The sequence below is a fragment of the Achromobacter piechaudii NBRC 102461 genome, assembly GCF_001571245.1.
GTDB lineage: Bacteria > Pseudomonadota > Gammaproteobacteria > Burkholderiales > Burkholderiaceae_B > Achromobacter > Achromobacter piechaudii.
Genome location: NZ_BCTK01000001.1, coordinates 1,017,885 through 1,036,318 on the forward strand (window position 1 = coordinate 1,017,885; position 18,434 = coordinate 1,036,318).

The 18,434-nt window shown below is 65.2% G+C and carries 17 protein-coding genes; 11 read left to right on the plus strand and 6 right to left on the minus strand.

Features of this window, described 5'->3' with window-relative positions; all coding sequences use genetic code 11:
• Nucleotides 1–23: 23 nt before the first annotated feature.
• Nucleotides 24–1,988 (plus strand): SurA N-terminal domain-containing protein, encoded by a 1,965-nt coding sequence (locus API01S_RS04610; RefSeq protein ID WP_039883252.1) that lies wholly within the window; start codon nucleotides 24–26, stop codon nucleotides 1,986–1,988.
• 10 nt (nucleotides 1,989–1,998) lie between these two features.
• Here the strand turns inward: API01S_RS04610 and API01S_RS04615 are convergent, their stop codons facing one another.
• Nucleotides 1,999–2,649 carry an arylesterase gene (locus API01S_RS04615; protein WP_061303367.1) on the minus strand — a complete coding sequence of 217 codons (651 nt, stop codon included), beginning with the start codon at nucleotides 2,647–2,649 and terminating at the stop codon, nucleotides 1,999–2,001.
• Here API01S_RS04615 and API01S_RS04620 point away from each other — a divergent pair.
• Nucleotides 2,648–3,322, plus strand: a complete 675-nt coding sequence (locus tag API01S_RS04620; protein ID WP_061303368.1) for an ABC transporter ATP-binding protein — start codon at nucleotides 2,648–2,650, stop codon at nucleotides 3,320–3,322. The two genes, API01S_RS04615 and API01S_RS04620, sit on opposite strands and share 2 nt — an antisense overlap.
• Nucleotides 3,323–3,349: 27 nt before the next feature.
• Here API01S_RS04620 and API01S_RS04625 read toward each other — a convergent pair whose 3' ends face one another.
• The 3 genes from API01S_RS04625 to API01S_RS04635 are packed head-to-tail and all read right to left on the minus strand — an operon-like array spanning nucleotide 3,350 to nucleotide 7,094.
• The gene (locus tag API01S_RS04625; protein WP_006219710.1) at nucleotides 3,350–4,333 is read right to left on the minus strand and encodes an ABC transporter substrate-binding protein; all 984 of its coding nucleotides are present in this window, start codon (nucleotides 4,331–4,333) and stop codon (nucleotides 3,350–3,352) included.
• Nucleotides 4,334–4,357: 24 nt separating this feature from the next.
• Nucleotides 4,358–6,004 (minus strand): ABC transporter permease, encoded by a 1,647-nt coding sequence (locus API01S_RS04630; protein ID WP_061303371.1) that lies wholly within the window; start codon nucleotides 6,002–6,004, stop codon nucleotides 4,358–4,360.
• 13 nt (nucleotides 6,005–6,017) lie between these two features.
• A complete protein-coding gene (locus API01S_RS04635) occupies nucleotides 6,018–7,094 on the minus strand; it encodes an ABC transporter ATP-binding protein (RefSeq protein WP_061303373.1) in 1,077 nt (358 codons plus the stop codon).
• Nucleotides 7,095–7,336: 242 nt separating this feature from the next.
• On the opposite strand from API01S_RS04635, the gene API01S_RS04640 reads away from it, so the two are divergent.
• From API01S_RS04640 to API01S_RS04650, 3 genes are all read left to right on the plus strand, one after another.
• The gene (locus API01S_RS04640; protein WP_050730290.1) at nucleotides 7,337–8,245 is read left to right on the plus strand and encodes a LysR substrate-binding domain-containing protein; all 909 of its coding nucleotides are present in this window, start codon (nucleotides 7,337–7,339) and stop codon (nucleotides 8,243–8,245) included.
• A 12-nt stretch (nucleotides 8,246–8,257) separates the two neighbouring features.
• On the plus strand, nucleotides 8,258–8,983 hold the full coding sequence (serB, locus tag API01S_RS04645; RefSeq protein WP_061303375.1) for a phosphoserine phosphatase SerB: 726 nt from the start codon (nucleotides 8,258–8,260) through the stop codon (nucleotides 8,981–8,983).
• A gap of 185 nt (nucleotides 8,984–9,168) precedes the next feature.
• Nucleotides 9,169–9,474 carry a hypothetical protein gene (locus API01S_RS04650; protein ID WP_061303377.1) on the plus strand — a complete coding sequence of 102 codons (306 nt, stop codon included), beginning with the start codon at nucleotides 9,169–9,171 and terminating at the stop codon, nucleotides 9,472–9,474.
• Nucleotides 9,475–9,511: 37 nt separating this feature from the next.
• Here API01S_RS04650 and fabV read toward each other — a convergent pair whose 3' ends face one another.
• Entirely contained in the window at nucleotides 9,512–10,702 is a 1,191-nt protein-coding gene (fabV, locus tag API01S_RS04655; RefSeq protein ID WP_061303873.1) for an enoyl-ACP reductase FabV, read from the minus strand.
• A 133-nt stretch (nucleotides 10,703–10,835) separates the two neighbouring features.
• On the minus strand, nucleotides 10,836–11,795 hold the full coding sequence (locus tag API01S_RS04660; protein WP_006219703.1) for a DMT family transporter: 960 nt from the start codon (nucleotides 11,793–11,795) through the stop codon (nucleotides 10,836–10,838).
• 67 nt (nucleotides 11,796–11,862) lie between these two features.
• Here API01S_RS04660 and API01S_RS04665 point away from each other — a divergent pair, with 67 nt between their 5' ends.
• The 6 genes from API01S_RS04665 to API01S_RS04690 all read left to right on the plus strand — a co-directional run bounded on the left by API01S_RS04665 (nucleotide 11,863) and on the right by API01S_RS04690 (nucleotide 18,408).
• On the plus strand, nucleotides 11,863–12,768 hold the full coding sequence (locus API01S_RS04665) for a LysR family transcriptional regulator (RefSeq protein WP_061303379.1): 906 nt from the start codon (nucleotides 11,863–11,865) through the stop codon (nucleotides 12,766–12,768).
• 413 nt (nucleotides 12,769–13,181) lie between these two features.
• On the plus strand, nucleotides 13,182–14,228 hold the full coding sequence (locus tag API01S_RS04670) for a TRAP transporter substrate-binding protein (protein ID WP_050730285.1): 1,047 nt from the start codon (nucleotides 13,182–13,184) through the stop codon (nucleotides 14,226–14,228).
• Between the two features lie 82 nt (nucleotides 14,229–14,310).
• Nucleotides 14,311–14,931: a TRAP transporter small permease subunit gene (locus tag API01S_RS04675; RefSeq protein ID WP_006219698.1), complete on the plus strand. Its 621-nt coding sequence runs from the start codon at nucleotides 14,311–14,313 to the stop codon at nucleotides 14,929–14,931.
• Entirely contained in the window at nucleotides 14,928–16,211 is a 1,284-nt protein-coding gene (locus tag API01S_RS04680; protein WP_006219697.1) for a TRAP transporter large permease, read from the plus strand. Before API01S_RS04675 ends, API01S_RS04680 begins: the two co-directional genes overlap by 4 nt.
• A 72-nt stretch (nucleotides 16,212–16,283) precedes the next feature.
• Nucleotides 16,284–16,967: a DUF2848 domain-containing protein gene (locus API01S_RS04685; RefSeq protein ID WP_039883249.1), complete on the plus strand. Its 684-nt coding sequence runs from the start codon at nucleotides 16,284–16,286 to the stop codon at nucleotides 16,965–16,967.
• A 91-nt stretch (nucleotides 16,968–17,058) separates the two neighbouring features.
• Complete coding sequence (locus API01S_RS04690) at nucleotides 17,059–18,408, plus strand: amidase (RefSeq protein ID WP_061303381.1); 1,350 nt, start codon at nucleotides 17,059–17,061, stop codon at nucleotides 18,406–18,408.
• Nucleotides 18,409–18,434: the final 26 nt, after the last annotated feature.

Sequence of the window (18,434 nt, forward strand, 5' to 3'; positions counted from 1 at the left end):
CGGAGCGCGGCAACAGGGATTCCATGTTCGAATTTATTCGCAGCCACCGACGCTGGATGCAGCTCATCCTGCTGCTTCTGATTGTGCCGTCCTTTTTCCTCGTCGGAATTCAAGGCTATGACAGCTTCATGCGCAAAGAGCCCGAGCTGGCGACGGTCGCTGGCCAGCCGATTTCGCGCGCCGAGTTTGATCAGGCGCACCGCAACCAGCTGGAGCAAATGCGCCAACGCCAGGGCGCCCGGTTCGATCCGGCCGTCTCCGACACGCCCGCCTTGCGCGAGGGTCTGCTCAATCAGCTGATCAATCAGCGCCTTCTGGCCAACGTCGCGGTGGACAATCGCTTCAACGTCTCCGACGAGACGCTGCGCAACACCATCGCCGCGATTCCGGAAGTCCAGGACAACGGCCGCTTCTCGCCCGAGCGCTATCGCCAGGTGCTGGCCGCCCAGGGCATGTCGCCGACCTCGTTCGAAGCTGGCCTGCGCCGCGATCTGGCGGTTGGCCGCGTGCTGGACCCCGTGGGCCAATCCGCCCGCGCGCCCGCTGAAGTCGTCGCTTCGCTGGAATCGGCCTTGACGCAGCAGCGCACCGTGCAATTGCGCCGCTTTGCCGCCGAGGACTACCGCTCGCAAGTGACGGTGTCGCCCGCCGATATCCAGGCTTGGTACGACGCCAACAAGCAGCAGCTGCAAATCCCGGAGCAGGTCCAGGTGCAATACCTGGTGCTGGACGAAGCCGCCGCCACGCAGGGCATCCAGGTCAAGGACGAAGACCTGGCGTCTTACTACGAGCAGAACAAGAACCGTTTTGGTCAGCCTGAACGCCGCCGCGCCAGCCACATCATGATCGAGCTGGCACCGGGCGCCTCGGAAGAGGCTCGCAAGGCCGCGCGCGCCAAGGCCGAGGATCTGGCCAAGCAAGCCGCCGCCGATCCTTCCAAGTTCGCTGAACTGGCTACCAAGAACTCGCAGGACGCGGGCTCCGCCAGCAAGGGCGGTGACTTGGGCTGGCTGGCGCCGGGCATGCTGTCCGGCCCCTTGGAAAAGGCCATCTTTGGCCAGGCCAAGGATCAGGTTTCGGGCGTGGTCGAAAGCCCGGCCGGTCTGCACATCGTCAAGGTCACCGAGATCCAGCCCGCCGCCATCAAGCCGCTGGCCGAGGTCAAGGACCAGATCACCAGCGAAGTGCGCAAGCAACTCGCCGCCGTGCACTTTTCGGAAATGGCCAGCCAGCTGAACAAGCAGGTCTACGACCAGCGCGACAGCCTGCAACCGGCCGCCGACGCGGTGGGCCTGAAGCTGCGCACCGCCTCGGGCGTCACCCGCGAAGGCCTGCTGCCCGCCGACAAGGTCGGCCCGGGTTCCGCCGCCGACAGCCCCGACGCTGAACTGCTGGACAACCCGCGTGTCCGTCAGGCGCTGTTCTCGGGCGAAGTGCTGCGTGAAAAGCAGAACTCCGGCGTGATCGAACTGTCGCCCGCCGTCATGCTGGCCGTGCGCGTGGCCAATGTCGAACCGGCCCACGTGCCCGTGCTGGAGAAGGTCAGCGATTCCATCCGCGCCCGTCTGCTGCAAGAGCGTTCGGCCGAAGCCGCCAAGAAGGCTGGTGAAGCCGCGCTGGCGGCCGACAAGGCCAATCCTGCCGCCGCGCCGGAAGGCTTCTCGCCTGCCGTCGTCATTTCGCGCCAGGATCCCAAGGACCTGCCGCAGCCCGTCGTGGACGCCGCGATGCGTCTGCCGGCATCGCCCTTGCCGGGCTACACCGGCGTGCAGTCGGGCGCCGACTACACCTTGGTCCGTCTGGAAAAGGTCGAAGCCGGCACGGTCGACGCGTCCGCCAAGGATCGTCTGGCGCAACAGTTGTCGGGCGGTTTGGGTCAGGCTGAAATCGAAGCGCTGCTCAAGATGCTGCGCGAGCAATACAAGGTGCAAGTGCTGCCCAGCGCCGCCGAGGTCATTCGCGGCGACCAGCCGCAGGCAGCTGGCTGATCCGTCGGCCCTAGTTCAACAGTGGCCGCAGCGTCGGCCACACGTTGTCCAGCAGTTGGGGTTGGGCATCCTCGTTCGGATGGATGCCATCAGCCTGGAACATCGCCCGGTTCAACGCCATTCCTTCCATCAGGAATGGCACGAGCCGGGCTTTTTCGTCTTTGGCGACCGTGTCGAACAGTTGTGCGAAGCGCTGCGTGTAATCGCGGCCGTAGTTGGGCGGAATCTGCATGCCCACGATCACGACTTTCGCATCGGCCGCTTTGGCGGCCTGCGTCATGGCGCGCAGGTTCTGTTCGGTCATCGTCAGCGACAAGCCGCGCAAGGCGTCGTTCGATCCCAGTTCCAGCACCACCACGGCGGGCGCATGCTGGCGCAGCAATGCAGGCAGGCGCGCCACGCCACCGCTGGTGGTGTCGCCGCTGATGCTGGCATTGACGACCTGGTACTTAGGGTATTGTTCGGAAACCCGCGCTGCCAGCAACGGCACCCAGCCCGTGCCGCGCTTGATGCCGTATTCGGCCGACAGGCTATCGCCCACCACCAACACGGTGCGCGGCGCGGAACCCTCGGCCGGCGCGGCGGTCTGAGCGTGGGCGGAAAGCGCCATGACGGCGAAACTCAGGGCGGACGTAAGACGCAGAAGGGAAAATAGGCGCATGGATAGCAAGAATTCGATCGAGGTGAAAGGGCTGGGCAAGCGGGTCGCCGATGCTGGCGGCACGCTATCTATCCTGGAAGGCATTGATTTTACGGTCCAGGCGGGTAGCGCCGTGGCGATCACCGGAAGTTCCGGGTCGGGCAAGTCCACGCTGTTGGGACTATTGGCCGGCTTGGATGTTCCCAGCGTGGGCAGCGTGCATCTGGCCGGGCAGGATCTGTTCGCCCTGGACGAAGACGGCCGGGCGCGCCTGCGCGCCAATCATGTGGGCTTTGTATTCCAGTCGTTTCAGCTGCTGCCCAACCTGACGGCGCTGGAAAACGTGATGCTGCCGCTGGAACTGGCGGGTCAGCCCGCGCGCGAGTCTGCGCAGGCCATGCTGGAACGCGTGGGGCTGGGCGCGCGTTTGCACCATTACCCCAGGACGCTTTCGGGCGGCGAGCAGCAGCGCGTGTCGCTGGCCCGCGCCTTTGTGGTCGAACCGGATCTCTTGTTCGCCGACGAACCCACCGGCAGCCTGGACGCGGCCACCGGCGTCACCGTGATCGACCTGATGTTCGAACTGCATCGCGAACATGGCACCACGCTGGTGCTGGTTACGCATGATCCGCAATTGGCGGCGCGTTGCGCGCGCCAACTGGTGCTGGCGGCGGGCCGGATGGTTCAGGGCTGACGCGCCCCGGTCCACCCGGCCGCCTTCTTACTTAGCCTTGGCCACTGCCTGATTCCAGGCAGCCACCACCGCTTCGTATTCCGTCGCCGCTGCTTCCTGGCTGACCGGGAAGATCTTGATCGAGGCCAGGTCGGGCAGGGTGGTCAGGCTGGCCACGGCCACGTCGGTGCGGGTGGGGCGGCGAAAGTTCTTCACCAATTGGGCTTCCTGTGATTCCTTGCTCAAGAGCCCGTCGTACAAGGCCTTGGCCGCGTCCAGGTTCTTCGCGCCCTTGATGATGAACATGCCTTCGGGCGCCAGGTAGCTGCCCTCGGTCGGGTAGACCAGCTTGATCTCCTTCTGGCCGCCCGCCACGTATTCCTGCGCCGCGTATTCCAGCGTCATGCCCACCGCGTATTCGCCGGCAGCCACGCCCTTGTAGGTCGTGCCCGACGAGGCGGTGACCACCGCATTGGCGGCAATCTTGTCCAGCCCCGCTTGCCCGAACTGCTTGTACAGCCCATAGACCAGCATGTACGCGGTGCCGCTCTTGGACGGATCGGTGATGGCGAACTTGTTCTTCCACTGCGGCTGCATCAGGTCCGACCACGTCGCGGGCGCGGGCAGGCCCTTCAACTGGCGTTCATTGACCATCATCACCATGACGTGCACGTTTGTGCCCACCCACAGGTCGTCGGGGCCACGGAACTCGGCTGGAATCTTGTCCAGGTCGGCGGGGCGATAGGGTTGCAACTGCTGGCGGTAGGCGCCCAGCGTGCCAAAGCCGCCGCTCCAGAACAGGTCGCCGCGCGGGTTCTGCGATTCGGCCTCGATGCGCTTCATCATCGTGCCCGTGCCGCCCGTGACGGGCTGCACGTTCAGCTTGGGGCTCTTTTTCTTGACGGCATCCAGCGCGGTCTCGATGGTTTCCGTATTGTTGGACGAATACAGCACGACGTTCTGTGCGTGCGCGGCGCCGGCGGCCAGGATGGCGGCCAACAGGCTGGTCTGGATCACGTGCTTGAGAGTCATGGTTAACCTTTGGATCGAGGGGGGTTATTTGCCGGAAAACAGCTTGATGTTGAATGCCTTGACCGACACGATAATGGGCAGCACGATCACCGTGACCAGCGCCGCGCCGTACGCGGAGGCCATGCCCAGCCTGCCGCCGTCCACTTGGCGGAAGATCGCAATCGGCATGGTTTCCAGGCCGCCGCTGTAAGCGACGATGGATGCCGACAGCTCCGAAATCGTCGTCAGCCACATCAGGATCGCGGCGGAAATGATCGACGCCTTCATCGCGGGCAGGATCACCTTGAAGAACGTCATCAACGGCGACACGCCCAGGCTGATCGACGCTTCCTCGATGGAATCGGGAATGTTGAACAGCACCGACGACGCGTTGCGCACCGCGAAGGGCAGGCGGCGCACCGTGTAGCACAGCACCATGATGCCGGCGGTGCCGGCCAGCACCAGCCATCCCGTGTTGAAGGTCTGCACCAGCGCAATGCCCAGCACCGTGCCCGAGATGGTCAGCGGCAGCACCACGATGTAGTCCAGCACCTGCGTGAAGGCGCTGCGCTTCTTGATGGTCAGATAGCTGACCAGCACCGCGAAGGCCACGCCCAGCACCGTCGCCAAGGATGCGAACTTCAGCGAATTCAGGATGGGCTCGGGCGCGCCGTGCAGCGCGCGCTGCATGCTGGCCAGCGACCATTGGCCCCATTGCATGACGGGCCCGCTGGTCTTGGTGAAGGCCGCGATGAACACGATGATCAGCGGCAGCATCGACACCAGGATCACCAGGCCCACACCGCCCGCGTACAGCACGGCGGTCCAGGAACGCACACGCACGGCGGCCGGCGCGCGGCCTTGCGTCATGGTGTAGACCTTGCGTTCCACCACGCGCTTCTGGAAGAACAGCACGATGGCGACGATGGCGATCGACACCACCGACATGGCGCTTTGCAATGTCGGGCTGCCGCCCATTTCGCTGACGAACGTGTTGTACGTCATGACCGACAACAGCGGCACGCGGCTGCCCAGCAGCATCGCCAGCGCGAAGTTGCCGACCACCAGCGTGAAGACCACCAGGGCGTTGACCAATACGGCCGGCAGCAGCACGGGCACCAGCACGCGCAGACGCGTCAGCAAGGGCGGGGTGCCCAGGCTGAGTCCGGCTTCTTCCAGTTGGCCGTCGAAGCCGCGCAGCGCGGCCAGCACGCCCAGATAGATGTAGGTGTAGTAGACGAGCGTCATGGAAAACACCATGCCCGTCCAGCCGTAGAAGGACGGCAGCGAAATGCCGACATCGCCTAGCAGATTGGTCAGCAGGCCGTTGTTGCCGAGCAGCAGCAGCCAGGACTGGCCCACGATGATCTCGGGAATCACGATGGTCAGCACGGGCAGGATCGCCACCAGGTTCTTCAACGGAAAGTCGTAGCGCGCGACCAGATATGCGAAGGGCACGCCGACCAGCACGGTGCAGGTGGTGACGGCCAGGCCCAGGATCAGCGTGTTGCCGAAGGCCTCCAGGTACTGCGAATCGGCCAGCAGGGTCTTGAAGCCGTCCAGCGTGAAGCTGCCGTCCTGGCCGGTGATGCTGTTGCCGAACAGCACCGCCAATGGATACAGCACGAAGAACAGGAGCAGGGCGAGGCTGATCGCGGTCAGGATGCCCCAGGGCCACCATTTGATTTTCATGGCAGGCGCGTCCTCAGGCGTTGACGACGCGGCTGTCGGCGGGGATCAGCACCTGCACGGCCTGTCCGGGCTGGAACTGCGCCACCATGTTGCCGGCGTGCAGCTCGACGCGGATCTCGGCGCCATTGTGCAGCGCGATGCGATAGGCGGTCTTGAAGCCCAGGTATTGGCGCCGCAGCACCTTGCCCGGCAGCGTGTTGGGCACGTAGGGCGTCGGCGCCATCAATGCCAATTCTTCGGGGCGCGCGATCAGCATGCCGCTTGCATCCAACTGCTGGCTGCCTTGCACGCCATCGAAGCCCAGGCCGCACAGCTCGTAGCGCACATGACCTTGCGGGGCGTCGTCCAGCTCCGGCCGCACGGGCACCGGGATGACGTTGGCCGAGCCGATGAAGTCAGCGACATAAGCGTTGACCGGCGTGCCGTACAACTCTTCCGGCGTGCCCAGCTGCGCGATGTTGCCGTGGTCCATGATGGCGATGCGGTCCGACATCGCCAGCGCTTCTTCCTGGTCGTGCGTGACGAACACGGTCGTGATGCCGGCTTCGCGCACCAGGTCCAGGATGACGTCGCGCATCTGCAAACGCATCTTGGCGTCCAGGTTGGACAGCGGCTCATCCATCAGCAGCACGCGCGGCCGGATCACCAGCGCGCGCGCCAGCGCCACGCGTTGGCGTTGGCCGCCGCTCATCTGCGCGGGGTAGCGGTCGGCCAGCGACAGCAGCCCCACCTTGTCCAGCGCCTCGTTGGCGCGTCGAGTTGTCTCGGCACGCGCCACGCCGCGGGCGCGCAGCCCATAAGCCACGTTGTCGAACGCGGTCTTGTCGGGGAACAGCGCGTAGTCCTGGAACACCATGCCGATATCGCGGCGGTGCGCCGACACGTGAGTGACGTCGTCCTGGTCGAACAGCAGGCGGCCGCCATCGGGCGCATAGAAGCCGGCAATGCAGCGCAGCAAGGTCGTCTTGCCGCAACCGCTGGGGCCCAGCAGCGTGTAGAACGCGCCGTCGGGAATGTGCAGCGACAAATTGCGCAACACCTGTTGGCCGCCAAATGTCTTGGCGATGCCGTCTACTGTGATCGATGCCATATTCAGTTCCTGCTTGGGTTCCCGGCATCATAGGAACGGGTCCGCGCAGCGACCAGCAGTGTTTTTTAAGGCGTGGCGTTAGATTTTCTAAGAGGTCGCGGGCGTCGCTATCCCCTAGAATGCGGCAGAACAGGACAGGCGCCGCCGTGGCCGCGCCGCCAATAAATAGACGACAAGGGTAATCGTGGGAAAGAGCAGCACACACTGGCGCCTGGCGGGCGTGCGGGCGGGCGGCCGCTGAAATGGCGGCGCAGAGCCTGCCGCCGTTGAAAGCCTTGCGCGTGTTCGAAGCCGCGGCGCGGCTGCGCAGCTTCACGGCCGCCGCTGACGAACTGAGCATTACGCACAGCGCGGTCAGCCAGCAGATACGCGTGCTGGAAGACTATCTGGGCCAGCCGCTATTTGCTCGCGAGGCGCGCGGCGTCGCCTTGCTGCCCGGCGCGCAGGCGTACTTTGCCGAAGTGCAGGGCAGCCTGGAACGGATCTCGACCGCCACCGCAAAGCTGAAAGCGCCGTCGGCGGGCGGCGTGTTGCGCGTGTGCGCCACGCCGTCGCTGACCATGAAATGGCTGATCCCGCGCCTGGCCACGTTCCAGGCCGCGAATCCTGGCGTCGACGTGCAACTGAGCACGCAGGCTCGTCCGTTTCTGGATCGGGGCGGCGACCCCGGCAGCGACGTGCTGATCCGGCATGGCTTCATGGCGCATTCCGATCTGGCGTGCGTGCACTGCCTGGACGACTTTCACATACCCGTCGCCTCGCCGCGCTTCATCGAGCGCAACCGGCTGCACGCGCCGGCCGATTGTCTGGCGCACCCGCTCTTGAAGATCTCGGGCGGCATGGATCATTGGCCACGCTGGTTCGCGCTGGCCAAGGTGGATGTGCCGCCGCAGTTGCCGGGCCCGGTGTTCGACCATCAGTTCCTTTGCATGCAGGCGGCCATGAACGACCTGGGTATCGCGCTGGCGCCGTGGTGCCTGCTTGAAGACGATATCCGCGCCGACCGCCTGCGCCCCTTGTTTGCACAACCGCAATTGCCCAACGCCGGCATCCACGCGCTGTACCGCCAGGACGGCCCGGCCGCCGCGTCCGCGCAATTGTTCATCGCGTGGCTGTGCGCGCAGTCACCCAGCCTGCCCAATCCAATCTGAACGGGAATACCCATGTCTGCATCATCGTCCGCTTCTGGCCTGCACTGGCGCGGCATTACGCCGCCGTTGCGCTTGTCTGACTACAAAGTCATCGCCTTCGACATGGACTCCACGCTGATCTCCATCGAGACGCTGGACGAAATGGCGGACATGATGGGCAAGAAGGCGCAGGTGGCGGCGCTGACAGAGGCCGCGATGCGCGGCGACATCGTCGACTACAAGCAGAGTCTGCGCGATCGCGTCGCCTTGCTGGCCGGCATGCCCGAAGCCATGCTGGCCCAGGTCTACGACGAACGCGTGCGGCTCAATCCCGGAGTGGAAACCCTGATCGCGGCCTGCAAGGCGGCGGGGCTGACCTGCCTCCTCGTCACGGGCGGCTTTACCTGCTTTACGGACCGCTTGCGCGTCAGGCTGGGCCTGGACGACGTGCGCGCCAACGTGCTGGAAGTGCAGAACGGACGTCTTACCGGCAGGCTGGTGCCGCAGCATTGGGGCGATATCTGCGACGGCGAGGAAAAGCGCCGCAAGTTGGAACAGGTGTGCGCCGAACTCGGCGTCGGGCTGGATCGCGCCATTGCCGTCGGGGACGGCGCCAACGATCTGCCCATGATGCGCGTGGCGGGGTTGTCGGTGGGTTATCGCGCAAAACCTGCGGTGCGTCTTGAGGTCAATGTAGCCATCGACGAAGGGGGGCTGGACCGGCTGCTGGAGCTGATCTTGACGAAAAACATGAATTAGACGGCGCTTTTAGACTTATTCGAAATTGATACGACAAAAACTTCAGAGTAGTCTGATTGACAACCGAGACATGTTTTAAAAACGGCATCGTCCAAGCGATGCCGTGATGCCACGGTGATGCCGGGGTTGTGTCTGGGGAGTGCCGTCTGGCGGGTGATTACGCCTGCCCACGCTCTGGAGTTGCCATGACGATTCGCCGTTCCATGTCTGCCTTGTCCCTTGTCGCCATGCTGGTCCCGATGGCCGCCAGCGCCGCCGGTGGCGCCGTCCGATTCTCTGGCGCCATCGCTGAACCCACCCGCTGTCAGGTCGCCCTGTCGGGCAATGTTGCGCAAGCCGAGCCGCGCGTCAGCTGTGCCTCGCCCTCGGGCGCGCAGGCAAGCGCCAGCGCCCAAGTGGTCAAGGTCAGTACGAAGGTGCTGCCGCCCTTGCCGGGCAGGGACGGTGCGCGCGACGTGCCGCACCGCCTGGTCAAGCTCGACTATCTTTGAAGCGGGCGGCCGGGCACAGCCGCCCGCCGTGCGCCGATCAGAGCAGGCCGCGGATTTCCACGGCCGGATCGACATCGGCGTCATAGTCCACGCCATCGATCTCAAAACCGAACAGGCGCAGGAATTCCTGCTTGTAGCCGGCGAAGTCGGTCAACTGATAGATGTTGTCGCTCGTGACCTGGCTCCACAACGCCTGCACCGCCTGCTGCACCGACGGATCCAGTTCCTTGTAGTCGGCGCGCAAGCGGCCCTCTGCGTCCAGGATGGGCGTGTCGCTGCACAGGCTGTCCCGGTACAGGCCGTACACCTGCTCGATGCAGCCTTCGTGCGTGCCTTGCTCTTTCATGATCTTGAACAGCAGCGACAGGTACAGCGGCATCATCGGAATGGCCGAGCTGGCCTGCGTGACCACCGCCTTGAGCACCGACACGCGTGCGTCGCCGCCGCGCGCGGCCAGCTTGCTGCGGATGTCCAGCACCTTTTCGTCCAGGTCTTTCTTGGCCGCGCCGATCGACCCGTTCCAATAGATGTCGTGCGTGATCTTTTCGCCCAGGTACGTGAACGCGGTCGTCGTGGCGCCTTCGGCCAGCACGCCCGCATCCATCAGCGCGTCGATCCACATCTGCCAGTCTTCGCCGCCCATGACGGCGACGGTGGCGTCGATCTCGGCTTGCGTGGCGGGTTCCAGCACGGACTCCTTGACCACTTCGCGGTCGGTGTCCAGGCCGCGCAGGTTGACGGCGTGGCCGATCGGCTTCAACGTGGAATTGAAGACCTGCCCGGTGCGGGGGTGGGTGCGGCGCGGGGCGGCCAGGCTGTAGACCACCTGATCGACCTGGCCCATGCCCGCCTTGATGGCGGCGATGGTCTTTTGCTTGATCTCGTCGGAAAACGCGTCGCCGTTGATGCTCTGCGCGAAAAGGCCATGCGCGTCGGCGGCCTTGTGGAACGCGGCGGTGTTGTACCAGCCCGGCGTGCCGGCCTTGGCGGCTTCCGCCGGCCGTTCAAAGAACACGCCCAGCGTGTGCGCGCCGCAGCCAAACGCCGCGCTGATCCGGGCGGCCAGGCCGTATCCGGTTGACGCGCCCAGCACCAGCACACGCTTGGGGCCCCCGGCGATGGGTCCTTGCGCCTTGACGTAGTCGATCTGCTTATTGACGTTGGCTTCACAGCCGACGGGGTGGGTGGTGACGCAGATAAAGCCGCGCACACGGGGCTTGATGATCATGAAGACCTCGTTCTTGGAAATGCCGGATGCCGGGGGAGCCGCTGCGCGAAAGCGCAAAAAGCGTCGAGCATTGTACGGGAGCGGCCCCGTGCCCGCTGCCTGCCTTGGCAGCGCGGGCGGCGAAGGCGTCGGATCAGCGAGCGCCAGCCCCGGCCGCAGCAGCGCTCAGGGCCATGCTGCGGCGCCACTCGACCAGGCCGATGCCGATGCCGCTGGCGCAGATGATGGCGATGCCCAGCCAGGTGAGCGGGTCCGGGAAGTGGCCCCAGACCAGCCAGCCCACCGACGTTGCGCTGATGATTTGCAGATAGATGAACGGCGCCAGCGTCGAGGCGGGCGCGCGGCGGTATGCGGCGATCTGGAACAGATGACCGACCCCGCCCGTCAGGCCGGTCGAGATCAGCAAGAACCAATCGAACCCTGACAGCGATTGCAGTACCGGCAGCGCGGCCGGCAGCACGAAGGGCAGCGTCACGGTCAGACAGACCGTGCCCACCGCGCCGCTCCAGATCAGCGAGGTGAAAGGGTCGTCGCCCGCCACGCGGCGCGTGGCGATGAATTGCGCGGCGAAGCAACAGGCCGTCAACAGGCCGAATATGGTGCCGATGGGATGCAGTCCGCCACCGGGCCGGATCACGATGATGACGCCGATAAAGGCGATGCCCGCCGCGACGAAGCGCGACAGGCGGGCGGGTTCTTTCAGGACCCAGGGCGCCAGCGACAGCACCAGCAGCGGCGCCAGGAAATTGATGGCGGTGGCTTCGGCCTGCGGGATGTAGCTCAGGGTCGTGAAGAACATCAGCGTGGCCAGGAACATGGACCCGCCGCGTATCAGTTGCTCGCGCGGGCGGTTGCTGCGCAGCACCCGCAGCCCCCGCGCCGGCAAGACCAGCGCCAGCACCAGGATCAGGTGCACCACGTAGCGGAACCACGACAGCACCAGCAGCGGCACCCCCGCATTCATGACCCATTTGCCGCTGGCGTCCAGGCAGGACAGCGTCCACATCGACAGCACCAGCAGCAGGATCCCGACGAGCGGGCCGCGCGAGCTGGGCGCGGGGGCTGGCGGACGACGTTGATCGGCCGGGGACATGGACAAGCTCCTGATGGGGAAATGGGCGGCTGCCATGATACGCTCATCGCGCCGGGGGAACAGGCCAATGATCGAACTACGCAACATCGAAACTTTTTTTTGGGTCGCCACGCTGGGCAGCTTTCGCGCCGCGTCCGACAAACTCAACACGACGCAGCCCGCCGTGTCGCAGCGCATCGCTTCTCTGGAAGCCGATCTGGGCGTACGCCTGTTCGAGCGCGACGCTCGTGGCGTCAAACTGACCGCCAAGGGCCATGAGCTGCTGTCGCACGCCGAGCGCATGTTGCAGGTGCGGCGCGACATGTTCGAAGCGGCACGCGAGCAGAACGTCATGACCGGCACGGTGCGCATCGGCGTGGCCGAAACCATCGTGCAGACCTGGCTGCCCACGCTGATCGAACTGATCCACACGACCTATCCTGCGCTCGTGCTGGAGATCGAGGTGGACACCACCCACGTGCTGCGCCCGCACCTGATGTCGCGCCAGATCGATCTGGCGTTCCTGATGGGGCCGGTGCTGGAAGCACGCGTCGAGAACCTGCCGCTGTGCAGCTATCCGCTGGCCTGGGTGGCCAGCCCCACGCTGGACCTCGGCCCCGAGCCGCTGACGCTCGAACGCATCGCCAAGCTGCCCATCATCACGTATCCGTCCAACAGCTCGCCGTATCGCGTGGTGCGCGACATGCTGACCCGCGCCGGGGTGAGCGCGCCGCGCATGTATGGCAGCGCATCGATGTCCATGGTGGTGCGGATGACGCAGGACGGTATCGGCACCAGCGTGATCGCGCCGGTGTTCCTGGGCAAGGAGTTGGCGCGCGGCGAGCTGCGCATCCTGCGCGTGCAGGCCGACCCCTTGCCCGAACTGAGCTTCACGGCCAGCTGGGTGCAGGGGCCCGACAGCCACGCCGTCAGGGTGATTGCGCAGATGGCGCAAAAGGTCGCGGCGCAGGCCGGAAACGGAATTCCGGCCTAGGTGTTTTCCCCCAGAGACCCCTGGGCGGCGTGTCGCCGGCAGGGGTGAGCCCGGCAGTATCCGAACCCCGTCATCGCCCGCAAAGCCGCGCCAGGCCGTCATCCGCGAGAATCCCGCGCACGCAGCGCGACGAGACCCAAGAAATATTTATACCCCCACATCGCAACATACGATTGGACGCTTGCCGGCCCGGACGATGCAATGGCGAGACAGCAAAAAATGCAACGCCTGGATACACAGTGCGGGGGAAAAGCATGAATCCTTTGTCGAACCCATTCCGGACCCTGGCGTCACGTCCTCGGCCGCGCCTCGCACGCGATCTTCGCGCCTGATTACTTGAACCTAACCGCGCGCGACAAGGGTAACGGGATCCCGCGCGCGACAGACCATCCCGCCAGCCAGGAGTTTTGTCCATGAAGAAGTCTCTTGTATTCGCCGCCGTCGCCGCCAGCATGCTCGCCGGCGCCGTCCACGCGCAGGACCTGCCCAAAACCCAGTTGAAGGTCGTGGGAGGCCTGTCCAACCTGACCGCCTATAACGACTACGAAAAGCCGTTCTGGACGAAGACCATTCCCGAGCTGTCCAAGGGCCAGGTCACCGCTGAAATCAAGGGCTTCAACGAAATGGGCCTGAAGGGTCCCGAGTTGCTGCGTCTGATGTCGCAAGGCGTGATCGAATTCGGCACTGCCACGCTGTCGTACTTCGCCAGCGACAACCCGATCAACGAAGCCATCGACCTGGCCGGCCTGGCGCCCGACGTCAAGACCGCACGCGCCGTGACCGACGCGTTCGAACCCGTCTACGCCAAGCTCTACGGCGAAGGCAACAACGTCAAGCTGCTGGGCATCTCGACCTATCCCGCGCAAGTGCTGTTCTGCAATGCCGAGATCAAGAGCCTGGCCGACATCAAGGGCAAGAAGGTCCGCACCAGCAGCCGCACGACCGCCGAATTCGTTGAAGCGCTGGGCGGTTCCAGCGTGACGATGGCTTTCGGTGAAGTGGTGCCGGCGTTGCAGAACAAGGTGGTCGATTGCGCCATCACCGGTTCGCTGTCGGGCTACTCGGCCAAGTGGTACGAAGTGTCCACCCACCTGGTCGCGCTGCCGATCAACTGGAACCAGCAGATCCATGCCGTCAACCAAAAGGCCTGGGACAAGCTGGATCCCGCCGTTCGCACGTTCCTGCAAGCCAACGTGAAGACGCTGGTCGACAACATCTGGGAAGCCGCCGCTCGCCAGACGCAGGAAGGCTATGACTGCAACACGGGCGCTGCCGCCTGCCCGTTCCCGGTCAAGGGCAAGATGGTTCTGGTGCAGCCGTCGGACGCCGACCGTGCGTTGCTCAAGAAGGTTGCGCAAGAAGCCGTGTTGCCCAAGTGGGCCGCCCGTTGCTCGGCGCAGTGCGTGAAGGACTTCAACGCCACCATCGGCAAGACGCTGGGCCTGACCGCCAGCAAGTAAGCGCTGGACAGCGCCGCCGCATCGCGCGGCGGCGTGTTTTTTCGCAAGTCATACCGGGCGCTTGCCCGTATAGGTGCTATCCATGACCCAAACCGAACACTTCCGCCTGCTGGGCGGCCTGTTGCGGCGCGCCGAGAGTTTCTCTCGGCTGGCCGTCTGGGCCGGCGGCGCATTGACGGTGGCCAGCGTATTGCTGATCTCCTTCGACGTGCTGGCCCGCAAATTCCTGGGCTTCAACACCGGAGGCGCTGACGAACTGTCCAGCTACGCCTTCGCCATCAGTACGTCCTGGGCGTTGGCGTTCGCCACATTGCAGCGCGCCAACGTGCGCGTCGATGTGCTCTACCAATATTTGCCGGTGCGCCTGTCGGCCGTGCTGGACTGGATTTCCATGGTGGCGATGGCCGTCTTCATGGTGTTCCTGACGTACTACGCCTTCGAGGTCGTGCAGAGTTCCTGGGCGCAGAAGTCCGCGGCGAACACGCCGCTGGCCACGCCGCTGTGGATTCCGCAGGGCCTGTGGATGCTGGGCCTGGGGTGGATGTGCATCACCGTCGCCTTGATGCTGGCGCGTGCGTCGGCCGCGCTCGTCACGGGCGATATCGAACTGGTCAAGCAGATCTGCGGCGTGCGTTCGGCGCAGGAAGAAGCTGAAGAGGAAGCCGCCGCGGGCGAGCGTATGGTCAAGGGAGAGGCAGCATGATTTCCACCGCATTGACGTTGTTGCTGGTGCTGATCGGCCTGTCCATTCCCGTGGGCGCGGCGCTTGGCGTGTTGGGCCTGATCCTGGACCCGCTGTTCTCGATGCTGCCGCTGTCGCGCGCCATCGGTGAAATCTCGTGGAGCTCGAACAACGAGTTCCTGCTGGTGGCGATTCCGCTGTTCATCATGCTGGGCGAAGTGCTGCTGCGCGCCGGCTTTGCCGAACGCATGTACAGCGCGATGAGCCTGTGGCTGTCGTGGTTGCCGGGCGGCCTGATGCACGCCAACATCGGCGCATCGACCCTGTTCTCGGCCACCTCGGGCTCCAGCGTGGCCACTGCGGCCACCGTCGGCACCGTCGCCATCCCGCAGATCCGCAAGTACGGCTACAACGAACCGCTGTTCCTGGGCAGCCTGGCCGCCGGGGGCACGCTGGGTATCTTGATCCCGCCGTCGATCAACCTGGTCATCTATGGTGTGCTGACCAATTCGTCGGTGCCCAAGCTGTACCTGGCCGGCATCATCCCCGGCTTCGCGATGGCCGCCTTGTTCATGCTGACCGTCGTCATCGCCTGCGTCGTCAAGCCGTCCTGGGGCGGCAAGAAGATCCATGCGACCTGGGGCCAACGGCTGGCCAGCCTGGTGCACCTTGCGCCGCCCATGGGCATCTTCTTCCTGGTGGTTGGCTCGATCTACGCGGGCCTGGCCACGCCGACCGAAGCCGCCGCGCTGGGCGTGCTGGGTGCGTTCATCCTGGCCGCGTGGTTCCGCCGCCTGTCCTGGACGATGCTGCGCGAAGTGATGGAAGGCACCATGCGCTCGACGGCGATGATCATGCTGATCGTCATCGCGGCCAGCTTCCTGAACTTCGTCATGTCGGCCACGGGCCTGACCGATGCGCTGACCAAGTCGATCACCGGCCTGGGCCTGTCGCCGGGCTGGATGCTGCTGATCGTGGTGATTTTCTACCTGGTGCTGGGCTGCTTCATGGAAACGCTGTCCATGATGATCACGACCATCCCCATCGTGGCGCCCATCATGATCGCGCTGGGCTACGACCCGATCTGGCTGGGCATCGTCATCATCATCCTGGTCGAAGCCGCGCTGATCACGCCGCCCGTGGGTCTGAACCTGTTCGTGGTGCAAAGCCTGCGCAAGAGCGGCTCCATGAGCGCGGTCATCGTTGGCAGCCTGCCATTCGTTGCCGCCATGTTCCTGATGCTGGGCCTGTTGGCATTCTGGCCCGACCTGGCGCTGTGGTTGCCGCGCGCCTTTGGTTGATCGCTTGTTTGAACCTGGCGCGGCCGATGAATGGCCGCGCCGTTTCCCACCCCTAATTTCCGCAGGACTGATATGAAAGCCGTATTCAAGATCGACGACGCCAATCCCCGCCAGGTGGAAGTGGACTTCAACACCCTGATCGTGGCTGGCTGGGCTGGCCGCGACATGGCTGCCATCGAGCACCACATCGAAGAGCTGGCCGCCATCGGCGTGCCGCGCCCGACCAGCGTGCCGCTGTACTACCGCATCGCCGACAACCAGCTGACGCAGGCGCAAAGCGTGCAGGCCGTGGGCGAGGATTCGTCGGGCGAAGTGGAAACCTTCGTGTTCGCCGTCGATGGCGAAATGTACGTCAGCATCGCTTCCGACCACACCGACCGCAAGTTGGAGACCGTCAGCGTCGCCATGTCCAAGCAGGTCTGCGTGAAGCCGGTCGCGACCGAAGCCTGGCGCCTGGCCGACGTGGCTGAATACTGGGACGAACTGGTCATCCGTTCGTACATCGTCGAGAACGGCGAGAAGGTGCTGTACCAGGAAGGCCCGCTGTCCACGCTGCGCACGCCGCAGGACCTGATCGCCGGCTACACCGGCGGTGCCGAAGTGCTGCCGCAAGGCGCGGGCATGACCTGCGGCACCGTGGGCGCTATCGGCGGCATCCGCGCTGCGGCGGACTTCACCATGGAACTGTTCGACCCGCGTCGTCAGCGCACCATCAGCCATCGCTATCATGTTGAGTCGCTGCCCGTTGTGGCCTGATTCCTGCTCTGCTGGGCATTGAACGCCGGGCGCGCCTCGACAGGCGGCGCCCGTCTGCACTTTTACGCCGCACGTCGGCACTAGGACAACAATGGTTTCGACCTTGAATGATCTGACCCTGGCCCTGAGTGAGGGCCGTACCAGCTCGGTCGCGCTGACCGAGCTCGCGCTGGCGCGCGCGCAGGACGCGGCGGGCGAGGGCGCTCGCGTGTTCACCAAGTTGTATGCGGAATCGGCGCTGGCGCAAGCGCGCGCATCGGATACCCTGCGCGCCGCCGGCATCGTGCGTTCGGCGGTGGAAGGGCTGCCGATCAGCATCAAGGACTTGTTCGACATCGAAGGCGAAACCACGATGGCCGGTTCGGTCGCCCGCGAAGGCGAACCGGCGGCTGACGAAAACGCCGAAGTCGTGCAGCGCCTGATTGCCGCTGGCGCCGTCATCATCGGCCGCACCAACATGACCGAATTCGCGTATTCGGGCCTGGGCATCAACCCGCATTACGGCACGCCGCTGAACCCCTACGACCGCGCCACCGGCCGCATCCCCGGAGGTTCGTCTTCGGGCGCGGCGGTGTCGGTCGCCGACGGCATGGCGGTCGCCGGCATCGGTTCGGACACGGGCGGCTCTGTGCGCATCCCGGCCGCGCTGTGCGGCTTGACCGGCTTCAAGCCCAGCGCCTGGCGCGTGTCCATGACGGGCGTGCTGCCGCTGTCCGCCAACCTGGATTCCATCGGCCCGATCGCCGCCAGCGTGCGTTGCTGCGCCGAACTGGATGCCATTTTGTCGGGCGACGGCGGCCCGGTCCCCGAGGCCATGTCGCTGCGCGGCTTGCGCCTTGCGGTGCCCACCACGCTGGCGCTGGACGCCATGGATAAGCACGTGGCCGACACCTTTGCAGCGACCGTCGCCAAGTTGAAGGACGCTGGCGCCCTGGTCGATGAAATCGCCATTCCCGAATTCGCCGAATTGGGCAGCATCAACAGCAAGGGCGGCTTCACGGCGGCCGAAGCCTGGGCCTGGCACCGCGACCTGATCGCACGCGCGGGCAAGCGCTACGACCCGCGCGTCGTGTCGCGCATCATGCGCGGCCAGGACATGAGCGCCGCCGACTACCTGGACCTGCTCGATGCGCGCGAAGCGTGGGTGGCGGCGGTGGACCACCGCATCGCCGGCTACGACGCGCTGGTCATGCCGACCACGCCCATCGTGGCGCCGGCAGTGGCCGACCTGGTGGCCTCCGACGAAGCTTATTACGCGGCCAATGGCCTCATTCTGCGCAACCCGACGCTGATCAACTTCCTGGACGGCTGCGCGTTGTCGCTGCCTTGCCAGGCGGCTGGCACTGCGCCGGTGGGCCTGATGATCTCGGGCAGCAACGGCGCGGACCGTCGCATTCTGGCCGTCGGCCTGGCGGTCGAGGCGCTGCTTGCCGGCCACTGATCGGCCGGTGCTACACAACCTGCATC

What these genes read in the sequence shown, in the direction of transcription:
- API01S_RS04670 (WP_050730285.1), top strand. Translation starts at nt 13,182, where the DNA reads ATGAAGAAGTCTCTTGTATTCGCCGCCGTCGCCGCCAGCATGCTCGCC.
- API01S_RS04660 (WP_006219703.1), bottom strand. Translation starts at nt 11,795, where the DNA reads ATGTCCCCGGCCGATCAACGTCGTCCGCCAGCCCCCGCGCCCAGCTCG.
- API01S_RS04640 (WP_050730290.1), top strand. Translation starts at nt 7,337, where the DNA reads ATGGCGGCGCAGAGCCTGCCGCCGTTGAAAGCCTTGCGCGTGTTCGAA.
- serB (WP_061303375.1), top strand. Translation starts at nt 8,258, where the DNA reads ATGTCTGCATCATCGTCCGCTTCTGGCCTGCACTGGCGCGGCATTACG.
- API01S_RS04680 (WP_006219697.1), top strand. Translation starts at nt 14,928, where the DNA reads ATGATTTCCACCGCATTGACGTTGTTGCTGGTGCTGATCGGCCTGTCC.
- API01S_RS04620 (WP_061303368.1), top strand. Translation starts at nt 2,648, where the DNA reads ATGGATAGCAAGAATTCGATCGAGGTGAAAGGGCTGGGCAAGCGGGTC.
- API01S_RS04630 (WP_061303371.1), bottom strand. Translation starts at nt 6,004, where the DNA reads ATGAAAATCAAATGGTGGCCCTGGGGCATCCTGACCGCGATCAGCCTC.
- API01S_RS04675 (WP_006219698.1), top strand. Translation starts at nt 14,311, where the DNA reads ATGACCCAAACCGAACACTTCCGCCTGCTGGGCGGCCTGTTGCGGCGC.
- fabV (WP_061303873.1), bottom strand. Translation starts at nt 10,702, where the DNA reads ATGATCATCAAGCCCCGTGTGCGCGGCTTTATCTGCGTCACCACCCAC.
- API01S_RS04610 (WP_039883252.1), top strand. Translation starts at nt 24, where the DNA reads ATGTTCGAATTTATTCGCAGCCACCGACGCTGGATGCAGCTCATCCTG.
- API01S_RS04615 (WP_061303367.1), bottom strand. Translation starts at nt 2,649, where the DNA reads ATGCGCCTATTTTCCCTTCTGCGTCTTACGTCCGCCCTGAGTTTCGCC.
- API01S_RS04690 (WP_061303381.1), top strand. Translation starts at nt 17,059, where the DNA reads ATGGTTTCGACCTTGAATGATCTGACCCTGGCCCTGAGTGAGGGCCGT.
- API01S_RS04625 (WP_006219710.1), bottom strand. Translation starts at nt 4,333, where the DNA reads ATGACTCTCAAGCACGTGATCCAGACCAGCCTGTTGGCCGCCATCCTG.
- API01S_RS04635 (WP_061303373.1), bottom strand. Translation starts at nt 7,094, where the DNA reads ATGGCATCGATCACAGTAGACGGCATCGCCAAGACATTTGGCGGCCAA.
- API01S_RS04650 (WP_061303377.1), top strand. Translation starts at nt 9,169, where the DNA reads ATGACGATTCGCCGTTCCATGTCTGCCTTGTCCCTTGTCGCCATGCTG.
- API01S_RS04685 (WP_039883249.1), top strand. Translation starts at nt 16,284, where the DNA reads ATGAAAGCCGTATTCAAGATCGACGACGCCAATCCCCGCCAGGTGGAA.
- API01S_RS04665 (WP_061303379.1), top strand. Translation starts at nt 11,863, where the DNA reads ATGATCGAACTACGCAACATCGAAACTTTTTTTTGGGTCGCCACGCTG.